Genomic DNA, 20,380 nt, shown 5'->3' on the forward strand with positions numbered 1-20,380 from the left:
GGCCTCAGTGCGACTTTTCGTCGGTGTTGCCGTTCGGATCGACCGCCGGCATCGCCGCCAACTGCGCCGTCGTGGCCGCCACCGCTTTCACCTGCTGGCCGAGCGATACCGCGCTGCCGTTGCTGACGATCACCCGTTCGCCAGCCTTGAGGCCGCTGGTGATCTGCCACTGGTTACCGACCACCTGGCCGGTGCTGACGCGGCGCTCGACCACATGATCCTTGGCGTCGAGCAGGCGCAGCAGCGGTTCGCCGCGTTCGTTGCGCACCACCGCCTTCTGCGGCACCAGCAGGGCACGCGCGTCGGTGGCCATCGGCAGCACCGCCTTCAGGTACATGCCCGGCAACAGCAGGCCGTCCGGGTTCGGAATGACCGCGCGCAGCTTCACGTTTCCGGTGCCCGGATCCACTGCGCTGCCGACGAACTCCAACGTGCCTTCATGCGCGTAGGTGCTGCCGTCCTCCAGCAGCACCTGTACCTGTGCCTTGCCATCGATGGCCTTCACCAGGCCCGCATCGAGCTGCTTGCGTAGCGCCAGCATCTGCGTGCTGGACTGGGTGACATCCAGGTACACCGGGTCCAGCCGCTGGATGGTGGTCAGTGCCGTATCCTGGCCGGCCGCGACCAGCGCGCCGGCGGTGACGCTGGAGGTGCCGATGCGGCCGTCGATGGGGGCGGTCACCCGGGTGTAGTCGAGGTTGATGCGGGCAGCCTGCAATGCAGCGCGCGCGGCAATCACGTTGGCCTGCGCCTGCTTCAATGCCGAGGTGGCATCGTCGGCGTCCTGCTTGCTGGCTGCATCCATGCTCACCAGCGCACGGGTACGCTCGGCCTTCGGCTGTGCCGACAACACGGTGGCCTCGGCCTGCGCCAGCTGCCCGCGGGCGGTATCGAAGGCCGCCTGGTACGGTGCCGGGTCGACCTGGTACAGCAGCTGACCTGCCTTGACCTGCTGGCCTTCGGTGAACAACCGCTGGCGGATCAGGCCGCCGATCTGCGGCCGCACCTCGGAGATCTCGAACGGCACGGCACGGCCGGGCAAGGTCTGTTGGAGTGCCAGCGGCTGCGCGCGGGCGATGATGACGCCCACTTCGGGCATGGCCGGGGCGTCGGTCCTGTCCGCCGAACAGGCCGCCAGGGCCAGCAGCAGGGGCAACAGCAGGGGACGCGGGGAACGGGACAGCGGGCGCAGGAGGGACATGGGGGGCGTGGGGGCCTTGCGTTGACCCGTGCACGCTGCCGTGAAACTGTGCAGAGAATATGGAGATTGTGCGGCCGGCTCAGCTGGCGCTTGCTTTCGGCGCCGCATGCGCCGCTAATGGCCCCCGCGATGGCGAAGTTCCAACTCAAATTCGGCCTGACCGCGAAGACCTTCCTCGCGATCTTCACCGCCTGCCTGCTGGTGCTGGCAGTGAACGGTATTGCCAGCCGCGTGGCCTTCCAGACCGGCTTCCTGGACTACCTCAACGACCAGGGCGACCTGCGCATGCAGCGGCTGATGCCACACCTGCAGCGCGAGTACCGCGAGCACGGTGGCTGGGAGCATCTGCACGGTGATGGCGACCGCTGGGCGCGGCTGCTGCGGCCGGACCTGGCCCATGGGCACGAAGGACCGGTGCCGTCGCTGTCCGACCAGACCGGCGTGCCGTCGCGCCTGGGCCTGTTCGACGCGCAGCACCGTTTCGTGGCCGGCAACCCCGACGCCACCAGCGATGACGAGCCGCATGCGGTGCAGGTGGACGGGCAGACCGTCGGTTGGCTGGGCATGGTGCCGTTCCAGACCGTCATCGCCACCAACGACCTGAATTTCTACAACACCCAGGTGCGCGCCTGGTGGGTGATCGGCATCGCGCTACTGCTGGTGACGGTACTGCTGGCCTGGCTGGTATCGCGTGCGCTGCGCCAGCGCCTTGCCAAGCTGGCCGCTGCCACCCACCGGTTGGCCGCCGGTGACTACGCCACCCGCATCGAGCGCACCAGTGACGATGAGCTGGACGCGCTGGTCAACGACTTCAACCGGATGGCGCAGGCGCTGGACGACACCGAACGCAACCGCCGCGCCTTCATTGCCGACATCTCGCATGAGCTGCGCACGCCATTGGCCGTGGTGCGCGCCGAGCTGGAGGCGATCGAAGATGGCATCCGTCCGCTGGACCGGGCCAACCTTGTGGGCCTGCAGGGCGAGATCCGCCAGCTGGGCAAGCTGATCGACGACCTGCACGACCTGTCGATGACCCAGTCCGGCGGCCTGGCGTACCGCTTCGCGCCACTGGACCTGGTGGCGCTGCTGCGCAGCGAACTCAATGGCATGCGCGTGCGCTTCGCCAATGCAGGACTGGCGTTGGAAGAAGACCTGCCCGCCACGCCGTTGCAGGTGTCCGGTGACGAACGGCGCCTGCAGCAGGTGCTGGCCAACCTGCTGGAAAACGCACTGCGCTACACCCATGCCGGTGGCCGCGTACGCGTGCAGGCAGCGCGCGTGCCTGCCGGCGTGCAGCTGGTCGTGGAAGACACCGCGCCGGGCGTTCCGGCCGACAAGTGTGCACTGCTGTTCGAACGCTTCTACCGCGTGGAAAGTTCGCGCAACCGCGCCAGTGGCGGCAGCGGGCTGGGCCTGGCCATCAGCCACAACATCATCCTCGCCCACCACGGCGTCATCCACGCCGCGCCCTCGCCGCTGGGCGGGCTGCGCGTGGTCATCACCCTGCCGGAGCCTGCATGAGCACGTCGCCCGCCACGTCCACGAAGATCCTGATCGTCGAGGACGAGCCACGCCTGGCCTCGGTACTGCGCGACTACCTGGCCGCCGCCGGCATGGCCAGCGAGTGGGTGGACGACGGTGGCCAGGTGATCGACGCGTTCGCGCGCTACCAGCCCGATCTGGTGCTGCTGGACCTGATGCTGCCGCAGCGTGATGGCGTGGACCTGTGCCGCGAACTGCGTGCCAGCAGCGATGTACCGGTCATCATGGTCACCGCACGGGTGGAAGAGATCGACCGCCTGCTGGGCCTGGAGATCGGCGCCGACGACTACATCTGCAAGCCGTTCAGTCCGCGCGAAGTGGTCGCGCGGGTGATGGCGGTGCTGCGCCGCTACCGCCCGGACCCGGGTGCGCGCGCCAACGGTGGCCTGCACATCGACGAGCCGGCCGCACGCGCCACCTGGAACGGCAAGGGCCTGGACCTGACGCCGGTGGAGTACCGCCTGCTGCGCACGCTGCTGGCCACCCCGGGCCGGATCTGGGCGCGCGATGAACTGCTCGACCGGCTGTACCTGGACCATCGCGTGGTGGTCGACCGCACCGTCGACAGCCATGTGCGCAACCTGCGCCGCAAGCTGGCCGACGCCGGCATGGAAGGCGAGCCGATCCGTTCGGTGTACGGCATGGGCTACAGCTACGAGCCCTAGCCGGTAGTGCCGGCCGCTGGCCGGCAACCGCAGAATTCCAAGTGCGCCCGTGAGCTTGCCGGCCAGCGGCCGGCACTACCGGTGCGCACTTGCGTTACAGTCGAGCACGCTCGACATTACGAACACAACTGCATGGACGACATCCACCCAATCGCGCCGGACAAGCGCGCCGCCATCCTTTCCACCCTGGCTGACATCGAACAGCGCTACGACGTACGCGTGCTGCTGGCCTGCGAGTCGGGCAGCCGCGGCTGGGGCTTTTCCTCGCCCGACAGCGACTACGACGCGCGCTTCATCTACGTGCATCGCCAGCCTTGGTATCTCAGCGTCAACGAGAGCACCGGTCCCGGCGAAGCGCAGCGCGATGTGATCGAACTGCCGATCGACGATGAGCTCGACGTGAGCGGCTGGGACCTGCGCAAGGCACTGCGACTGGTTTCAAAATCCAATCCGACCCTGATCGAGTGGCTGCGCTCGCCGATCGTCTACCAGCAGGATCAGGCGGCGGTGTCACAGTTGTGGGAAGCAGCGAAAGCGTTCCATTCACCGCTGGGCACCTGGTGGCACTACTTCAACATGGCGCGCTCGAACCATCGCGGCTACCTGCGTGGCGAAACGGTGCGCACCAAGAAGTACCTGTACGTGCTGCGCCCACTGCTGGCCTGCCAGTGGATAGAGCACGAACAGACACCCCCGCCGATGGCCTTCGAGGATCTGCTGGACCGGCTGCTGCCAGACGGTGCGGTGCGTGAAGTCATCGATGCCCTGCTGGCGGTCAAGCGGGCCAGCGCCGAGGTCGCCGCCGGGCCGCGCATTGCGGCGATCAGCGACTACATCGATCGTGAACTGGCCATCCGGACTGCGCAGGCGCCACAGCTGCCCGCCGGACGAGGTGATGCTGCGTGGCTGGATGAGCTGTTCCGGCAGATGCTGGCCGAGCACGCGCCTGCATGAAGAGCCGCACCTGCCGCTGGTAGTGCCGGCCGCTGGCCGGCAACCACGGAAATCCAGGCGTGCCGCGCGGTTGCCGGCCAGCGGCCGGCACTACCACCCGGGTATCATCGTCGCGAACGCCCTGATTTCCGGAGACCCCGATGAACCCGCTGCGCCCCTTCCGCGACAAGATGCCCGTCCTCGGCGAGCGCGTGTACATCGACCCGTCGTGCACGATCATCGGTGACGTGGAACTGGGCGACGACGTGTCGGTGTGGCCGGGCACGGTCATCCGCGGTGACGTCAATTACGTACGCATCGGTGCACGCACCAACGTGCAGGACGGCACCATCATCCACGTCAGCCACCACAGCCCGTACAACAAGGCGGGCTACCCGACCCTGATCGGCGAAGGCGTGACCGTCGGCCACGGCTGCATCATCCACGCCTGCACGATCGGCGATTACAGCCTGATCGGCATGGGCGCCTGCATCCTCGACGGTGCCCGCGTTGAACGCCACGGCTTCGTCGGTGCCGGCGCGGTGATCGGTCCCGGCAAGGTGGTGGGCGAAGGCGAGCTGTGGGTCGGCAATCCGGCCCGGCCGGCACGCACGCTGAGCGACAAGGAGATCGAGTCGCTGCACTACTCGGCCGACCACTACCTGCGGCTGAAGGACGAATACCGGGGCTGAGCAGCCAACGCTGCCGCGCGGCTCTGCTAAAGTCTGGGCCCGACCAGGATCTGTCGAGACCCCCATGCCTGTGGTTGCCAGCCGGAGAGGACTCCGGCGCCCACAACGAAGGCCACCGCGCTGATGGCCGCACCGATGCTCGATACCTACCGTGAGGTGGTGACGCCGGAGGGTGTGCTGCTTCAGTTGCCGGTAGCCGGACCGCTGCCGCGGGCCATGGCCTGGCTGGTCGATCTTGGCGTGCGCATCGCGGTACTGGTGCTGATGGCGATTCCGCTGGCGGTGCTGGACGAATTCGGCTCCGGCCTCAACCTGGTGCTGATGTTCCTGGTCTACTGGGTCTACCCGATCGTGTGCGAGGCGCTGTGGGGCCGTACCCTGGGCAAGCGCGCGCTGGGCCTGCGCGTGCTGTCCCGCGATGGCGCGCCCGTGGGCTGGATGGCGGCGATCACCCGCAACCTGCTGCGCACGGTGGACATGCTGCCGTTCGGCTACGCACTGGGCCTGGTCAGCAGCCTGTTCGATCCGCACGGCCGCCGCCTCGGCGACCTGGTGGCCGGCACCGTGGTGGTGCACGCGCCTGTGCTGTACCTGCCGCCGCCACCTACCATCGACAGCGTGCTGGCCCCGCCGCAGCCACTGCGGCCGGAGGAACAGGCCGCGCTGATGGCCTTCGCCGAGCGCGCGCCACGGCTGTCGGCGGCCCGCCAGCAGGAGCTGGCCGGCATTGCCGAGCCCCTGACCGGTACCCACGGCCAGGTCGCCGTGCTGCGCCTGTACGCCATGGCCAACTGGCTGCTGGGGCGGCGATGAAACAGGAACAGTTCGTCGCCCGCTACCAGCAGGAATGGCAGGAGCTGGAACAGTGGCTGCTGCTGCGTGCCGGCGCCTCGCGCCGCGCGCGCCGCAAGGCCAGCGGCCTGGCACTGGACGATACCGCCGTCCCGCAGCGCTACCGGCGCCTGTGCCAGCAGCTGGCGCTGGCCCGCGAGCGCGGTTACAGCCCGCAGCTGGTCCAGCGCCTGCAGCAGCTTATGCAGCAGGGCCACAGTGTGCTGTACCGCACACGGCCGACGCGCTGGCGCGCCGCGCTGGAATTCCTCGTGGCCGACTTCCCGCTGCTCGTGCGCAGCCAGGCACGCAGCATGTGGGTGGCGCTGGCGATGTTCGCGCTGCCGGCAATCGCCTGCTTCGTGCTTGTACAGGTCTACCCGGACCTGATCCACACGTTGATGGACAACCGCCAGATCGCCGCGATGGAGCGCATGTACGACCCTGCCGCCGAACGACTGGGCCGCGACAGCGGTACCGACTGGATGATGTTCGGCCACTACATCCTCAACAACATCAGCATTGCCCTGCGCACCTTCGCCAGCGGCCTGCTGGCCGGGCTGGGTACGCTGCTGGTGCTGCTGTTCAACGGCGTCACCATCGGCGCGGTGGCCGGCCACCTGCAGCACATCGGACACGGTGGACCATTCTGGCGCTTCGTGGCCGGCCATGGCGCGTTCGAGCTGACCGCGATCGTGATCGCCGGCGGTGCCGGCCTGCAGCTGGGCATGAAGCTGCTGGCACCGGGCCGGCGCAGCCGCCTGGACGCGCTGGTCGACGGTGGCCGCATCGGTGCGCGGCTGTGCCTGGGCGTGGCGTTCATGCTGCTGGTCGCAGCCTTCATCGAAGCGTTCTGGTCGTCGATCGCTGAAGTCCCCGCATGGACCAAGTTCGGCGTCGCCGGAGTGCTCTGGGCCGGCGTGCTGCTGTGGCTATGGCGTGGCGGGCGTGGAGGCGGCCATGCGCATTGACCGTCTGGACGTGGTGCTGCGTGCACGCAGCGGCTGGGAAGCGATGGAGCTGGGCAGTGCCCTCGCCCGCCGCCATGCGCGCGCCGTGTGGGGCAGCTGGCTGCTGGCCAGTGCTCCGTTGTTCGTGATCTTCAACGGGCTGGGATGGTGGCTGGATGCCTTCGGTTGGGCCTGGCTGGCGATGTGGTGGTGCAAGCCACTGTTCGAGCGTGCGCCGCTGTATGTGCTGTCGCGCGGCATCTTCGGCGAACCGGTCAGCACACTTTCGGCCCTGCGTGCGCAGCGCCACTGGGGCAACACTGGTTCCTGGGGCTACCTGGGCTGGCGTCGCTTCAGCGTGCTGCGCAGCCTGTGCCTGCCGGTGAACCTGCTGGAAGGCAACGCACCGGGTCAGCGCGGTCCACGCCGCCGTGCGGTGGCTGCCGGCGCCGCAGGTGCGGCGACAGTGCTGACTGTGACCTGCATGGCGTTCGAAGCGGTGCTGGTATCTGGTGCCATCGGTGCAGTGTTCATGTTCATGCCACTGGACCTGATGTCCGAATCCTGGCGTGCGGCGTGGGACATGATCGGCAAGGACACGCCGGCATGGGCACGCTTCGGTTTCAATCTGGCCTGCTGGCTGGCCTCGGCGCTGATCGGCCCGTTCTTCGTCGGTGCGGGCTTTGGCCTGTACTTGAACCGGCGTACGCAGATGGAAGCCTGGGACGTCGAAATCGCCCTGCGCCGACTGCGCGATCGCCTGCTGCCGGCGGCATCGACGCTGGCGCTGCTGCTGTGCCTGGCACTGCCGCTGGTCTCCGCCCCGGTGCATGCGCAGGACGCAGATGCCGAGCCCGGGCGCGCAATGGGCAAGCCCAACGCCAGTGACATCGCCGCCGAAGACGACGACGATGAACCGACCATCGACCCGGCCAACACGCCGGCCACCATCTTCGGTGGCACGCCGGTGGACACCGCCGGTTTCCGTCAAGCGGTTAACCGCGCCTATGAGGACCCGCTGCAGCGCCCGACCCGCGAGGTCACCCGCTGGAAGCCGATCGAGCAGGCCGAGGAAAAAAAGAAGGAAGACAAGCAGCTGCAGCGTGACACCAACAGCAAAGGTGAACGCAAAGCGCGCAGGGACGGCATCGACTGGCTGGCACGGCTGGCCGAATGGGGCCTGTGGGGCCTGCTCGGCATCCTGCTGCTGGTGCTGCTGCTGACCGCGCGGCTGTGGCTGCCATGGCTGCGTGGCAGTGGCCGGCGCAAGGCCGACGCTGCACCGGAGGTGCTGGAGGAACAGGTGGAGTTGCCGGTGGTGCTGCCGCCGGACGTGGCCACCCAGGCTGGCCTGCTCTGGGACCAGGGCCGGCCGCGGCAGGCGCTGGCCCTGCTGTACCGCGCCAGTGTGCGCACGGTGGGCGAGCGCAGCGGTATCGCGCTTCCACCCGGTGCCACCGAAGCGCAATGCCTGCGCGCGTCGCGGCGCATGCCCGAGGCCAGCGACCGTGACCTGTTCGCGCGCATCGTGCGCATGTGGCAGTACGCCGCCTACGGTGGCCGCCTGCCCAGCCGCGCCGATTTCGATGCATTGGCCGATACCCTGCGCCAGCAGTACGGGTGGCAGGCATGAGTCCGCGCCTGTTCTGGTCGCTGCTGCTCGGTGCATTGGTGCTGTTCGGTGTACCGCTGACCATCCTCTACCTGCGCACGCACGAACGGGTGACCGAGACGATCCGGCTGCCGCCACAGGGCGAGGCCGCCTACAACCCGCTGTACGTACTCGGCCAGGCGCTGCGCGCCGATGGCATTGACGTGCACTCGCGGCCACGGCTGGAACTGCAGCAGATGGCACTGGGGCCGAACGATACGGTGGTGCTGCTGCAGGACAGCAGCGAACTGCCGCCGCCCGTTGCCAGCGCGCTGCTGGACTGGGTCGACGGTGGTGGTCACCTGCTGGTACGTACACCGCCGCCGGCCGAGGACGATGCCGGCAGCACGCAGGGCCCCTTGCTGGACCGGCTGGGCGTGGACAGCCTGTTCCAGCGCAGCGACTGCCAGCCGTTCCATGTCGACGACGATCCTGGCCACGTCGAATTCTGCGGTGGCCGCCGCTTCACCCTGGGTTTTGCCGCCAGTGCGCAGGCCGAACGTCGCTGGGGCACGGATCGCGACCTGGTGTTCGCGCGCCTGCGCCATGGCCAGGGCAAGGTGAGCGTGCTGGCCGACATGGAGTTCATGCGCAGCGAGGTGGACTCACCGGCGGCGCGCCTGGCGTCGGCAGGCGGCGGGCCCAGCGACGGCCTGCACGACGCGTCGCATCGCGACCTGACCCGCTACCTGCTCGATCCGAACTACGGCAAGGGTGCGGTCTGGCTGGTCTATGCCAGCCGCCCGCCGTCGCTGTGGTCGCGCATGTTCTATCAGGGCTGGCCGCTGTGGGCACCGTTGCTGCTGGCCCTGCTGGGTTGGCTGTGGGGCCGCTCGCAGCGCTTCGGCAGCCTGCTGCCGTCGCCGGTTCTGGAACGCCGTTCGCTGCTGGAGCACGTGCGCGCCAGTGGTGAACTGCTGCTGCGTTTCGGCCACGGCGCGCGCCTGTACGAGGCCGTACTCGCCCTGTTCCTGCACCGCCTGCGCCTGCGCGCACCGATTGCCGCCGCACTCGATGGCGCGCCGCGCGATCAGGCCATCGCCGAGCTGCTGAGGTGGCCGCAAGGCCGCGTTGCCAGCGCGCTCACGCCCCCTCCGCCGCACGATTCCTCCGCCCTGCGCGAGCGCATCCGCTTGCTGCTCCAGATGAGATCCCTGCTATGACCGAAGTCCCCGAGCTGCCGGCGGCCGCCAACGCCCGCCTGATCGAACGCGTCGATGCCATCCGCGATGCCGTCGGCCACGCCTTCATCGGCCAGGCTGATGTGCTGGACCAGATCCTGGTGGCCCTGCTGGCCGGTGGCCACGTGCTGATCGAGGGCGTGCCCGGGCTGGGCAAGACCCTGCTGGTGCGCGCGCTGGCACAGGCCCTGGAACTGGATTACGGCCGCGTGCAGTTCACCCCCGACCTGATGCCCAGCGACGTCAGCGGCCACGCGGTGTACGACCCGAAGAGCGAGAGCTTCAAGATCCGTCGCGGCCCGGTGTTCACCAACCTGCTGCTGGCCGACGAGATCAACCGCGCACCGGCCAAGACCCAGTCGGCGCTGCTGGAAGTGATGCAGGAAGGCCAGGTGACCATCGAAGGCAAGGCCTTCACCCTGGCGCCGCCGTTCATGGCGCTGGCCACGCAGAACCCGCTGGAACAGGAAGGCACCTACCCGCTGCCGGAAGCGCAGCTGGACCGCTTCCTGCTGAAGGTGCTGATCGACTACCCGCAGCTGGAGGACGAGAAGCGCATGGTGACCGCGATCACCAGCGGCCGCGCCGCCAGCGATTTCGACCTGAGCCAGGTGCCGCGCGTGCTCGGCGCCGGTGAGCTGCTGGAACTGCAGCGCGCCACGGCGGCGATCACCGTCGATGACGAAGTGATCGACTACGCGGTGCGGATTGTGGCGGCCACGAGGCAGTGGCCGGGTATCGCGGTCGGCGCTGGCCCGCGTGGCAGCATCGCGCTGGTACGTGCCTCGCGCGCGCAGGCGGTGTTGGCCGGCCGTGACTTCGTCACCCCCGACGACGTGCGCGACATCGCGCGCCCCGCGCTGCGCCATCGCATCGCGCTGGCACCGGAACTGCAGATCGAAGGCCAGGACGCCGACGACGTGCTGGGTGCACTGCTGGCCAAGGTGGAAGCACCGCGCCGATGAGGCCGGCCCCGCTGCTGCTGGCGCTGCTGCTGGCCTGGGCCGCCCTGGGTGGCCTGGTGCTGGGCGGCCTGCTGCCGCGCTGGAGCTGGGCGCTGGCCGCGGTGGCGATTGCCGTGCCAGCGTTGATGGATCTGTGGCGGCAGACGCGGCGTCCATCGCCGCAGATCCAGCGTGAGCTGCCCGAAGCGCTGGCACTGGGCGTGCGCCGCGAGGCCGCGCTGCGGCTGCAGGCGGACGCATCGATGACGGTGCAGGTGTTCGACCTGGTCCCCGGCGGCTGGCCGCTGGAGTCGCTGCCGCAGCGCGTGCGCCTGAAGGCCGGCAGCGCCTCCACCCTGCACTACCACCTGCAGCCGCTGCAGCGCGGGCGCTTCCGCTTCGAAGGCGTGCACCTGCGCATGCGCTCGCCGTGGCGGCTGTGGTGGCAGCAACGCACGCTGCCTCCCGCGCTGGACGTGCGGGTCTATCCGAACTTCGTACCGCTCACCCGCTTCGCCCTGTTCAGCGCCGACCAGGCCTCGCGGTTGGTCGGTGCACACGTGAAGCGCCGCCGCGGTGAAGGCACCGACTTCCACCAGATGCGCGAGTACCGCATCGGCGACAGCCTGCGCCAGCTGGACTGGAAGGCCACCGCGCGTGCGCGCAAGCTGGTCTCGCGCGAGTACCAGGACGAGAAGAACCAGCAGCTGCTGCTGATGCTCGACAGTGGCCGCCGCATGCTGGCCAGCGAAGGCGGGCTCTCGCACTTCGATCATGCATTGAATGCCTCGCTGGTGGTGGCCTACCTGGCGCTGCGCCAGGGCGATGCTGCCGGCCTGTTCGCCACCGGTGGCGAGCGCCGCTGGGTGGCACCGCAGCGTGGCATGGGCACCGTCGAGCACCTGCTGCGTGCCAGCTACGACCTGCAGCCGCGCGCGGTGGCCACCGACTACCTGGCCGCCGCCACCGAAGTGTCGCTGCGCCAGCGCCGGCGCGCGCTGGTGATGCTGGTCAGCAACGTGCGCGACGAAGACATCGAGGATCTGCTGGCGGCGGTGCGCCTGCTGCAGAAACGCCACCTGGTGTGCGTGGCCAGCCTGCGCGAGCGCGAACTGGATGCTGTCCTCGATGAAGAGGTGCAGTCGCTGGAGGACGCGGCACAGGCCGGCGCCGCGGCGCTGTACCTGCAGCAGCGCGCGAAAGCGCATGAAGCGCTGCGCAGCGAGAAGGTGATGGTGCTGGACGTGACCGCCGACGCCCTGCCCGGTGCACTGGTGGAGCGCTATCTGGCGGTGAAGCGCGAAGGGTTGCTCTGATACCGGGAGCGGTTGCCGGCCAGCGGCCGGCACTACCGACACATCGCTCTGGTAGGTGCCAACCTTGGTTGGCACGAAACCCACAGCGCCGACCAGGGTCGGCATCTACCAGCAACGGTTGCCTGCCAGCGGCCGGCATTACCCCTGCAACAACCGCCGCTGCAATCGCTCCACCGCGCGCTGCAGCAACACCCGGTTGCGGGCCAGCTTCATCCACTGCGGCAGGCGCGAGAACATGGATCGGTGATGGCCGCGGCTTTCGCGCAATGTCGCGCTCGCGTACTCGTGCAATGCCTGCAGATGTTCAGCGTTATAGGCCCAGAGCAGGCCTGCGCGGGTCTGTTCGACCAGGCACAGCGGCAATCCGAAGTGCGGATCGGCAGGCTCGGCATCACGCAATGGACGCACCGAGACCGAAACATCGGTACTGCGATCACATTGCGCACATCGAGCAGCGAAGGACGCCGGTGCAGGAACGCCAGCGGGAACCCGACGACGCACGTGCAGCCACTGATGCCCACAGAATCCACAGGGTTGGCGGCCCAGCATGTAGACCGCGCCGACCCAGTCCCCACTGTCCAGTGCAGAGCTGCAGCCGGTGCAGCGGAATCGCGCGGTCCACCGGTAAGGTTCCCAGCTGGCGACCACCCAGCCGGGGGTGTCGCAGCGATGGCAACGCACCGCGACGCGGTCCGCGAAGGCCTGCAGGCTGCGCCCGTCATCGAAGTGCCGGCCAGGCACGGGCGAAGAACGCCCATGCCGGCCAGGCCAACGTCGCACCGCCATCAGACGTAGATCCGCGTCGGCGCCTCGTCAACGATCGCGTGCGGCACGAAGCGCGCACTGTCACGGGTGATCGCGCTGTCGTCTTCGCGGATGCCGATGCCGCAGGCGTGGTCACCCACCACCCAGCTGCCGATCAGCGGATAGCCGCCTTCGAAGCGGGTGAGCGGATGGGCGCGCTGGATGATCGCCGGGCCGTCGTAGGGACCGTCGCTGCGCTGGGTGCTGCCATCGGCCAGATGCATCTCGATGTTCGCGCCTTCGCGCGAGAACAGCGGCTTGCGCACCCAGCCCGACGCCAGCGTGCTGCCGTCATCGAAATGCGCTTCCAGCAGGTTCGGATGGCCCACGTTGCGCTGCCACAGCAGCGGCAGGATGCCCTTGTTGCTCAACACCGCCTTCCACGCCGGCTCCAGCAGCTGCACGCCCGAGCCGGGCAGCGCGCGACCGAATTCCTCGGCCATCAGGTCTTCCAGCGGGTACAGCTTGAACAGCGTGCCGATCACCGAATCGTCCAGCGCGGTGAAGCGACCGTCCTCGGACAGGCCAATGTCCTCGATGGCGATGGCCTGGCCATGCAGGCCGGCCTGCGATGCACAGTCGCGCAGATAGTCGACGGTGCCGCGGTCTTCTTCGGAGCTGCCCACGGCACTGAAATACAGCGGCGGCGGCAGCTGCGTGGCCAGTTCGCCGAAACGCTCGACCAGCGTTTCGTGGATCGCGTTGAACTGGTCGGCGTGCTGCGGCAGGCGACCGGCGTTGCGCTGGTCTTCCAGCCACTGCCATTGGAAGAAGCTGGCCTCGAACAGCGAGGTCGGCGTGTCGTAGTTCAGTTCGTACAGCTTGGCCGGGCCAGTACCGTCGTAGGCCAGGTCCAGGCGACCGTACAGATGCGGCTGGCGCTGGCGCCAGCTGTCGGCGATCCAGTCGCGGTAATGCGACGGAATCGCCAGCTGGTCCATCAAGCGTTCGCTGGCGATGACATCGCCGACCAGGTCCAGCGCCATCTGGTGCAGCTCGGCGCTGGGGTCTTCGATGTCCTGCTCGATCTGGCGCAGGGTGAACGCGTAGTACGCGCTTTCGTCCCAGTACGGCTGGCCGTCGATGGTGTGGAAGCGGAAACCTGCCTCTTCCGCGCGCGCCCGCCATTGGGCACGCTCGGCAATCCGGATGCGCTGCATGGGTCGATCAGCCGCCGTAGCTGCCGCTGCTGCTGCGACGCGCGCTGGTGTTGCCGAAGCCACCACGGCTGGCAGTGACCGCACGGTTCGGTTCGCTGGTGACCGGGGCCAGGCCGGCCTTGCCCGCGCCGATGCCGCTGGCGGTGTTCAGGCCACCGGTGCCACCCGGTGCCGGGCGCGCCCAACCCGCGTTCTTGTCCTGGTAGGCCGGCGCCGACGCCGGTGCCTGCGGTGCCAGGCCTCCGCGGTTGCTCAGCATCTGCGACATGAAGAAGCCCATCATCATCGGGCCGATGAACGAGGTTCCGGCCGAGGTGTGCTGCTGCACGCACTGCTCCGGCTTGTAGTCCTTCTCGCAGGCTTCCCTGCTGGCGTACTTCGGCGCCGCATCGGCGGCCTGCTTCTGCGCTTCGGCGAAGGCATTGCGGCACGACGACGGATCGCCGGTGGCCTCGGTGCAGGCCTCGACCGAGGTGTACAGGCCTTCCTGCACCTTCACCTCCGGCTCCTTCTGGCAGGCGGTGAACAGCAGCGGCGCGGCGCTCATCAGCAGCAGCGCGGTGGTGCGGGAACGTTTCATGGCCTCATGCCCTGTCGACGGATCAATGCCCCAATGATGCCAAATCCGGGCCAGCAACCGGAATCGGCAAAGTCCGAAAGATGAACGGACTTTCATTTTCGTCGTTCCAATCAGGAATCGGGGGTCAGAGCCCGTCGCGCAGAACGGGATCCGACCCCGTCAGATCGCAGGAAACTGTCGAAGGCGGGGTGGGTCCGGTTGCGGGGGCGTGAGCGCCATGGATGGCGCGACCGAGGCTACATGGACGTACTTGCGCCGTCCCCCGCAGCCGGACCCACCCCGCCATCCCACGGATAGCCCAGCTGTTGCTGTTGAGGTTGCCGGCCAGCGGCCGGCACTACCCCGGGTGCAGGGCGCAGCCCTGCCGCTCTCTCCCCGGTGGTTGCAGCAGCAACCGAAAAAATTGGCCATGATCGGCTGACCCCCACGTCGTACGGCCCGCCCGTTCCGCCAGCCATGCCCGAATACCGTTCCCGCACCTCCACCGCCGGCCGCAACATGGCCGGCGCCCGCGCCCTGTGGCGTGCCACCGGCATGAAGGATGGCGACTTCCACAAGCCGATCATCGCCATCGCCAACTCCTTCACCCAGTTCGTGCCCGGCCACGTGCACCTGAAGGACCTCGGCCAGCTGGTCGCGCGCGAGATCGAGCAGGTCGGCGGCGTCGCCAAGGAATTCAACACCATCGCCGTGGACGACGGCATCGCGATGGGCCACGACGGCATGCTGTATTCGCTGCCCAGCCGCGAGATCATCGCCGACGCCGTGGAGTACATGGTCAACGCGCACTGTGCCGACGCGCTGGTGTGCATCAGCAACTGCGACAAGATCACCCCCGGCATGCTGATGGCCGCGCTGCGCCTCAACATCCCGGTGGTGTTCGTCTCCGGCGGGCCGATGGAAGCGGGCAAGACCAAGCTGTCCGAGCACAAGCTGGATCTGGTCGATGCGATGGTGGTGGCCGCCGATGACAGCGCCTCCGACGAGAAGGTCGCGGCGTTCGAGCGCAGCGCCTGCCCCACCTGCGGCTCCTGCTCGGGCATGTTCACCGCCAACTCGATGAACTGCCTGACCGAAGCGCTGGGCCTGTCGCTGCCCGGCAACGGCACCACGTTGGCCACCCATGCCGACCGCGAGGCGCTGTTCCGCCGCGCCGGCCGCCTGATCGTCGAACTGTGCCACCGCTGGTATGGCGGCGAAGACCCCAGCGCGCTGCCGCGCGGCATCGCCACCCAGGCCGCATTTGCCAATGCGATGACCCTGGACATCGCCATGGGCGGCTCCACCAACACCATCCTGCACCTGCTGGCCGCAGCGCAGGAAGCGGAGGTCGACTTCGACCTGACCCACATCGACGCGCTGTCGCGGCGCGTGCCGCAGCTGTGCAAGGTGGCGCCGAACACACCGAAGTACCACATCGAAGACGTGCACCGCGCCGGCGGCGTGTTCGGCATCCTCGGTGAACTGGACCGCGCCGGCCTGCTCGAAACCACGGTACCCACCGTGCACAGCGCCAGCCTGGCCGAAGCGCTGGAACGCTGGGATGTGGTGCGCAGTGACAACGACACCCTGCACACCTTCTTCAAGGCCGGTCCTGCCGGCATTCCCACCCAGGAAGCCTTCAGCCAGGCCACGCGCTGGCCGACGCTGGACGTCGACCGCGCCGAGGGCTGCATCCGCTCGCTGCAGCATGCATATTCGCTGGAAGGCGGGCTGGCCGTGCTGCGCGGCAATCTGGCCATCGATGGCTGCGTGGTGAAGACCGCCGGCGTGGACGAATCGATCCACGTGTTCGAAGGTCCCGCGCGTGTCTATGAAAGCCAGGACGCCGCCGTTGCCGGCATCCTCGCCGACGAGGTGCTGCCGGGCGAGGTGGTGGTGATCCGCTACGAAGGCCCGAAGGGCGGCCCCGGCATGCAGGAAATGCTCTACCCGACCAGCTACCTGAAGTCGAAGGGGCTGGGCAAGCAGTGTGCGCTACTGACCGACGGCCGCTTCTCCGGCGGCACCTCCGGCCTGTCGATCGGCCATGTCTCGCCGGAAGCCGCCAGCGGGGGTGTCATCGGCCTGGTGGAAGATGGCGACCGCATCCGCATCGACATTCCGGCCCGCCGAATCGACCTGCTGCTGGATGAGACCACGCTGGCCCAGCGCCGCAGCGACGCCGATGCGCGTGGTTGGAAGCCGCGCGCGCCGCGCCCACGCAAGGTCACCAGCGCGCTGAAGGCCTACGCCCTGCTGGCCACCAGCGCCGACAAGGGCGCCGTACGCAACACCGCGCTTCTGGGCGATTGACCGCCATACGGTAGTGCCGGCCGCTGGCCGGCATCTGGGAAAAGGGGACGGAGGGAATTAAGTCGTTTGTGCCATAAACGACTTAATTCCCTCCGTCCCCTTTTTTCCGGCCAGCGGCCGGCACTACCGGTCAGCCGATCACACGCTTGAACGGCGGCAGCGCGTCGATGATGCGCTTGCCGTAGCGGCGGGTCAGCAGCCGCGAATCGAGGATGATCACGCGGCCGGTGTCGGTGGAAGTGCGGATCAGGCGGCCTGCGAACTGGGTCAGCGTGCGCAACGCATGCGGAATGGCGATCAGATTGAAGGCATTCAGCCCACGCCCCTCGAACCATTCGCTGAGGGTAGCGGTCTGCGGATCAGTCGGCACCGCGAACGGCACCTGGGTGATCACCACCGTGGTGCAGGCTTCACCGGGCAGGTCGAGGCCTTCGCCGAACGAATTCAGCCCAAACAGCACCGAGCCCTCGCCCGCCGCCACGCGCCGCAGATGCTCGTCGATCAGGCGGGTCTTGGACATCTCGCCCTGCACCAGCACCTGCTTGCGGCGCGCGGCCGACATCAGCCCGGCCACCTTCTCCATCTTCCAGCGCGAGGTGAACAGCACCATCGAGCCCTTGGCCCAGTCCAGCTCGGTGTCGAGGTAGCGCGCCACTTCACGCGGGTGGCCCTCGCGGTCGTCTGGAGTGACCGGGAATTTCGGCACGATCAGTTCGGCCTGGTTGGGCAGGTCGAACGGTGACGACAACGAGACCATCTCGGCCTCTTCCGGAATGCCGTTGTCGATCGCCAGCGACTGGAAGTCGCCACCGCCGGTCAGCGTCGCCGAGGTCATCACCACCGAGTCCACTTCATCCCACAGCAGCTTGCGCAGCACGTGCGCGGCCGACACCGGCGAGCCGTGCAGCACCAGGTCGCCGTCGCGGGTGGCGGTGACCCAGCGCGCCATCGGCGGCGCACCGTCCTTGTCTTTGCGACGCCAGGCCTGCCACAGGTTGTACTGCTGCTCGATCATTTCCAGCGCCATGCCCAGGTTGCGCTGCAGGCGCTCGCGCGCGGCATCGTCCGGCTTGCCCTTGGCCACCTGCGCGGTGGCGGCGTGCGCCCAGTTGTAGAGGCTGCGGGTATCGTCAGCCAACGCCTCGATCGGCTCGCGCCAGGCCTCGGGCAGTCGCCCATTGGCCGCGCGCCACATCGGCTCTTCGTCCGCCGGCGCCGGCATCCACACGCGCTCGATATGATCGCGGAACGCGCGCAGCTGCTTGGCCACGTTGCTGGCCACCTCGATCGCTTCGTTCGGCAGCAGGTTGCCAAGGCGATCCTTGTCCACCGCGCGGTAGGCGCCAGCGATCAGGATCTGCAGGCGGCCGGTACGCTTGGCCATCTCGTCCAGCGCCAGGCTGGCCGCGCCCTGGTCGATCGCCACGTTGCCGATGTGATGGCCTTCGTCCAGCACCAGCAGCATGTCCGAGGGCGGCGCGATCAACGGCTGGCCGTTGTCGCTGTCGCCGATCGACAGCGCCGACAGCAGCAGCGCGTGGTTGGTGACCACGATCTGCGCATCACGCACGGTGTTGCGCGAACGCAGCACCGCACACTGCGCCGAATAGGCACAACGGCGCCCGGCGCAGCCCGAAGCCGGCGTGGTGATGCGGCTGCGCAGGCCGGGGCTGATGGTCTCCGGTGCGTTGTCGATATCGCCATCCCAGCTGCCGCTGGTGAAGGCGTCGGTCAGGCGCTTGGCGATGTCCATCTCGATCGGCGCCAGTGGCCGGTCGAACAGCGGCGCGTCATCCTCGAACATGCCACCCTGCGAGCCCTCGCCCTGCGCCTCGGCGGCATTGCGCGTGCACAGGTAGCGGGTACGGCCCTTGGCCAGCGCCACGGTCGCCTCCAGGCCGGTGGCTTTCAGGAAATTCGGGATATCGCGCTCGACCAGCTGCGACTGCAGCGCCACGGTGCCGGTGCTGATCACCAGCTTCTTCTTGCTGGCCAATGCGATCGGCACGCCTGCGGTGAGGTAGCCCAGGCTCTTGCCGACGCCGGTGGGCGCCTCGACCACGCCGACGCCACCGCTTTTCGACAGCGCACGCGACACCACGCCGATCATCTGGCTCTGCGAGCGACGGGTGGAAAAGCCGGGGGTATTGGCCTGCAGCGTCGTGTACGCCTTGCGGATCGCGTCCTTCAAGGTGTCATCGAGGGTGCGCGGAGCGGCGACGGTTTCGGTCACGCCGGGAATTACCGTGGCTGGATCAGGCCGGTCATTGTCGCATGGCCGGCCACGTTCACCGCCGCTGGCACCCTGAACGGGCCAGCGACGACGCCCGGCGGCGGTCACGGTCCGATCGCCGGACCGCCCAAGGGCCAGATACGCCGGGCATGGCCCGGCGCTGCCGGTCAGGCCGCCGGGATCGTACGGCTACGCAGCAGGCGTACCAGTGCCCACACCAGCAGCACCACGCCGATGGCCTCGACCATCGCCAGCGCGAAATGCAGCACGCCGAGGATGGCGCTCATGCCCGAGATGGCGTTGAAGTTGCCGCTGCTGATCAACCACATCGGCAGGATGCCGGCGGCCATGCCGCCCAGGCTGGACAGCAGCAGCAGTACCAGGCCAACCAGAGCGCCGGTGCGCGTCGCATCACGCGGCGCGCCGACCACCCAGACCAGGCCCACGCACAGCGCGATCAGCACCGGCAGGCGCACGCCGACCATGCTCAGCACCGACACCATCAACGTTGTGCTGTCCATCGATCAGTCCTCGCCGGCCAGCACGGCCGAGCCCTGGCGCAGCGACTGGTAGACCTCGTCGGTCTGCGGGCGCACACCGTGCCACTGCAGGAAACTCTCAGCGGCCTGCTCGACCAGCATGCCCAGGCCATCGACCGTATTGCGGCACTCCGCGGCGCGCGCCCAGGCCAGGAAGGCGATCGCCGCTTCGCCGTAGTTGAGGTCGACGGCGGTGGTCATCGAGTTGACCAGCGACAGCGGCAGCTTGAACTCGACGTCGCGATCGTGGCCGGCCGAGGTGGCGTTGACGATCAGTTCGAAGTCACCCAGATCACGCAGGTCTTCCCAGTAGCGGCTGATCGCGCGACCCGGCTCACCCATCGCATCGATCAGTTCATCAGCGCGTTCCGGCGTGCGGTTGACCACCACCAGCTCGGTGATGCCGGCATCAAGCAGCGCCGGGGCGACGCTGCGCGCGGAGCCACCGGCACCGATCAGCAACATGCGGCGGCCACGCAGGTCCAGGCCATGGCGGTCGGTCAGGTCACGCACCAGGCCGATGCCGTCGGTGGTGTCGCCATGCCAGCGGTCGCCCTTGCGCAGCAGCGTGTTGACCGAACCGGCGCGGCGCGCGCGTGCGGTCAGGGTGGTGCACACCGAGAACGCGGCCTCCTTGTGCGGCGAGGTGACGTTGGCGCCGACACCGCCGTCGGCGGCGAAGGCCTCCAGGCCGGCAAGGAACGCATCCGGGGCCAGGTCGATCGCGCGGTAGTCCACCGCGATGCCTTCCTGGCGACCGAACGTCGCGTGGATCTGCGGCGACTTCGAGTGGGCAACGGGGTGTCCGAAGACGGCGTAACGGTCGGTCATGGAATCCTCAAGCTGGCTAGACTGATGCTCTT

The 20,380-nt window shown here is 68.4% G+C and carries 18 protein-coding genes; 11 read left to right on the forward strand and 7 right to left on the reverse strand.

The annotated features are described in order from the left end of the window. Positions 1 to 4: 4 nt before the first annotated feature. Entirely contained in the window at positions 5 to 1,201 is a 1,197-nt protein-coding gene (gene smeA / locus CKW06_RS22330; RefSeq protein ID WP_051924760.1) for a multidrug efflux RND transporter periplasmic adaptor subunit SmeA, read from the reverse strand. A gap of 117 nt (positions 1,202 to 1,318) precedes the next feature. Between smeA and baeS the strand changes: the two genes are divergently transcribed. The 10 genes from baeS (at position 1,319) to CKW06_RS22380 (ending at position 11,906) form a co-directional block, all read left to right on the forward strand. Further along, positions 1,319 to 2,722, forward strand: a complete 1,404-nt coding sequence (baeS, locus tag CKW06_RS22335) for a sensor histidine kinase efflux regulator BaeS (RefSeq protein WP_024956129.1) — start codon at positions 1,319 to 1,321, stop codon at positions 2,720 to 2,722. Next, positions 2,719 to 3,408, forward strand: a complete 690-nt coding sequence (locus CKW06_RS22340; RefSeq protein WP_005414809.1) for a response regulator — start codon at positions 2,719 to 2,721, stop codon at positions 3,406 to 3,408. Before baeS ends, CKW06_RS22340 begins: the two co-directional genes overlap by 4 nt. Before the next feature lie 132 nt (positions 3,409 to 3,540). After that, positions 3,541 to 4,362, forward strand: coding sequence for a nucleotidyltransferase domain-containing protein (locus CKW06_RS22345; RefSeq protein ID WP_005411529.1), 822 nt, complete (start codon positions 3,541 to 3,543; stop codon positions 4,360 to 4,362). A 140-nt stretch (positions 4,363 to 4,502) separates the two neighbouring features. Continuing rightward, positions 4,503 to 5,033 (forward strand): gamma carbonic anhydrase family protein, encoded by a 531-nt coding sequence (locus tag CKW06_RS22350; protein WP_024956130.1) that lies wholly within the window; start codon positions 4,503 to 4,505, stop codon positions 5,031 to 5,033. A gap of 123 nt (positions 5,034 to 5,156) precedes the next feature. Next, the gene (locus tag CKW06_RS22355) at positions 5,157 to 5,846 is read left to right on the forward strand and encodes an RDD family protein (protein ID WP_005414811.1); all 690 of its coding nucleotides are present in this window, start codon (positions 5,157 to 5,159) and stop codon (positions 5,844 to 5,846) included. Further along, on the forward strand, positions 5,843 to 6,835 hold the full coding sequence (locus CKW06_RS22360) for a stage II sporulation protein M (RefSeq protein ID WP_005411532.1): 993 nt from the start codon (positions 5,843 to 5,845) through the stop codon (positions 6,833 to 6,835). The genes CKW06_RS22355 and CKW06_RS22360 overlap by 4 nt, the downstream gene beginning before the upstream one ends. Continuing rightward, positions 6,825 to 8,447, forward strand: coding sequence for a DUF4129 domain-containing protein (locus CKW06_RS22365; protein WP_024956131.1), 1,623 nt, complete (start codon positions 6,825 to 6,827; stop codon positions 8,445 to 8,447). The genes CKW06_RS22360 and CKW06_RS22365 overlap by 11 nt, the downstream gene beginning before the upstream one ends. Further along, positions 8,444 to 9,628, forward strand: coding sequence for a DUF4350 domain-containing protein (locus tag CKW06_RS22370; protein WP_024956132.1), 1,185 nt, complete (start codon positions 8,444 to 8,446; stop codon positions 9,626 to 9,628). Before CKW06_RS22365 ends, CKW06_RS22370 begins: the two co-directional genes overlap by 4 nt. Continuing rightward, a complete protein-coding gene (locus CKW06_RS22375; RefSeq protein ID WP_005411535.1) occupies positions 9,625 to 10,611 on the forward strand; it encodes an AAA family ATPase in 987 nt (328 codons plus the stop codon). The genes CKW06_RS22370 and CKW06_RS22375 overlap by 4 nt, the downstream gene beginning before the upstream one ends. After that, entirely contained in the window at positions 10,608 to 11,906 is a 1,299-nt protein-coding gene (locus CKW06_RS22380; RefSeq protein ID WP_024956133.1) for a DUF58 domain-containing protein, read from the forward strand. The genes CKW06_RS22375 and CKW06_RS22380 overlap by 4 nt, the downstream gene beginning before the upstream one ends. Positions 11,907 to 12,044: 138 nt before the next feature. On the opposite strand, the gene CKW06_RS22385 is transcribed toward CKW06_RS22380, so the two are convergent. The 3 genes from CKW06_RS22385 to CKW06_RS22395 are packed head-to-tail and all read right to left on the reverse strand — an operon-like array spanning position 12,045 to position 14,450. Next, on the reverse strand, positions 12,045 to 12,692 hold the full coding sequence (locus tag CKW06_RS22385; RefSeq protein WP_024956134.1) for a hypothetical protein: 648 nt from the start codon (positions 12,690 to 12,692) through the stop codon (positions 12,045 to 12,047). Continuing rightward, positions 12,692 to 13,870, reverse strand: a complete 1,179-nt coding sequence (locus tag CKW06_RS22390) for a glutathionylspermidine synthase family protein (RefSeq protein WP_012481554.1) — start codon at positions 13,868 to 13,870, stop codon at positions 12,692 to 12,694. Before CKW06_RS22390 ends, CKW06_RS22385 begins: the two co-directional genes overlap by 1 nt. 7 nt (positions 13,871 to 13,877) lie before the next feature. Then, entirely contained in the window at positions 13,878 to 14,450 is a 573-nt protein-coding gene (locus CKW06_RS22395) for a DUF1190 domain-containing protein (RefSeq protein ID WP_005411539.1), read from the reverse strand. A gap of 456 nt (positions 14,451 to 14,906) precedes the next feature. Here CKW06_RS22395 and ilvD point away from each other — a divergent pair, with 456 nt between their 5' ends. Further along, positions 14,907 to 16,745: a dihydroxy-acid dehydratase gene (gene ilvD / locus CKW06_RS22405; RefSeq protein WP_024958192.1), complete on the forward strand. Its 1,839-nt coding sequence runs from the start codon at positions 14,907 to 14,909 to the stop codon at positions 16,743 to 16,745. 130 nt (positions 16,746 to 16,875) lie between these two features. Here the strand turns inward: ilvD and dinG are convergent, their stop codons facing one another. The 3 genes from dinG to aroE form a co-directional block, all read right to left on the reverse strand. Then, positions 16,876 to 18,978, reverse strand: coding sequence for an ATP-dependent DNA helicase DinG (gene dinG, locus CKW06_RS22410; RefSeq protein ID WP_024958193.1), 2,103 nt, complete (start codon positions 18,976 to 18,978; stop codon positions 16,876 to 16,878). A 167-nt stretch (positions 18,979 to 19,145) separates the two neighbouring features. After that, complete coding sequence (locus CKW06_RS22415; RefSeq protein ID WP_024958194.1) at positions 19,146 to 19,499, reverse strand: hypothetical protein; 354 nt, start codon at positions 19,497 to 19,499, stop codon at positions 19,146 to 19,148. Positions 19,500 to 19,502: 3 nt separating this feature from the next. Further along, positions 19,503 to 20,348, reverse strand: a complete 846-nt coding sequence (gene aroE / locus CKW06_RS22420) for a shikimate dehydrogenase (RefSeq protein WP_024958195.1) — start codon at positions 20,346 to 20,348, stop codon at positions 19,503 to 19,505. Positions 20,349 to 20,380: the final 32 nt, after the last annotated feature.

The organism is Stenotrophomonas maltophilia, from assembly GCF_900186865.1.
Classification (GTDB): Bacteria; Pseudomonadota; Gammaproteobacteria; order Xanthomonadales; family Xanthomonadaceae; genus Stenotrophomonas; species Stenotrophomonas maltophilia.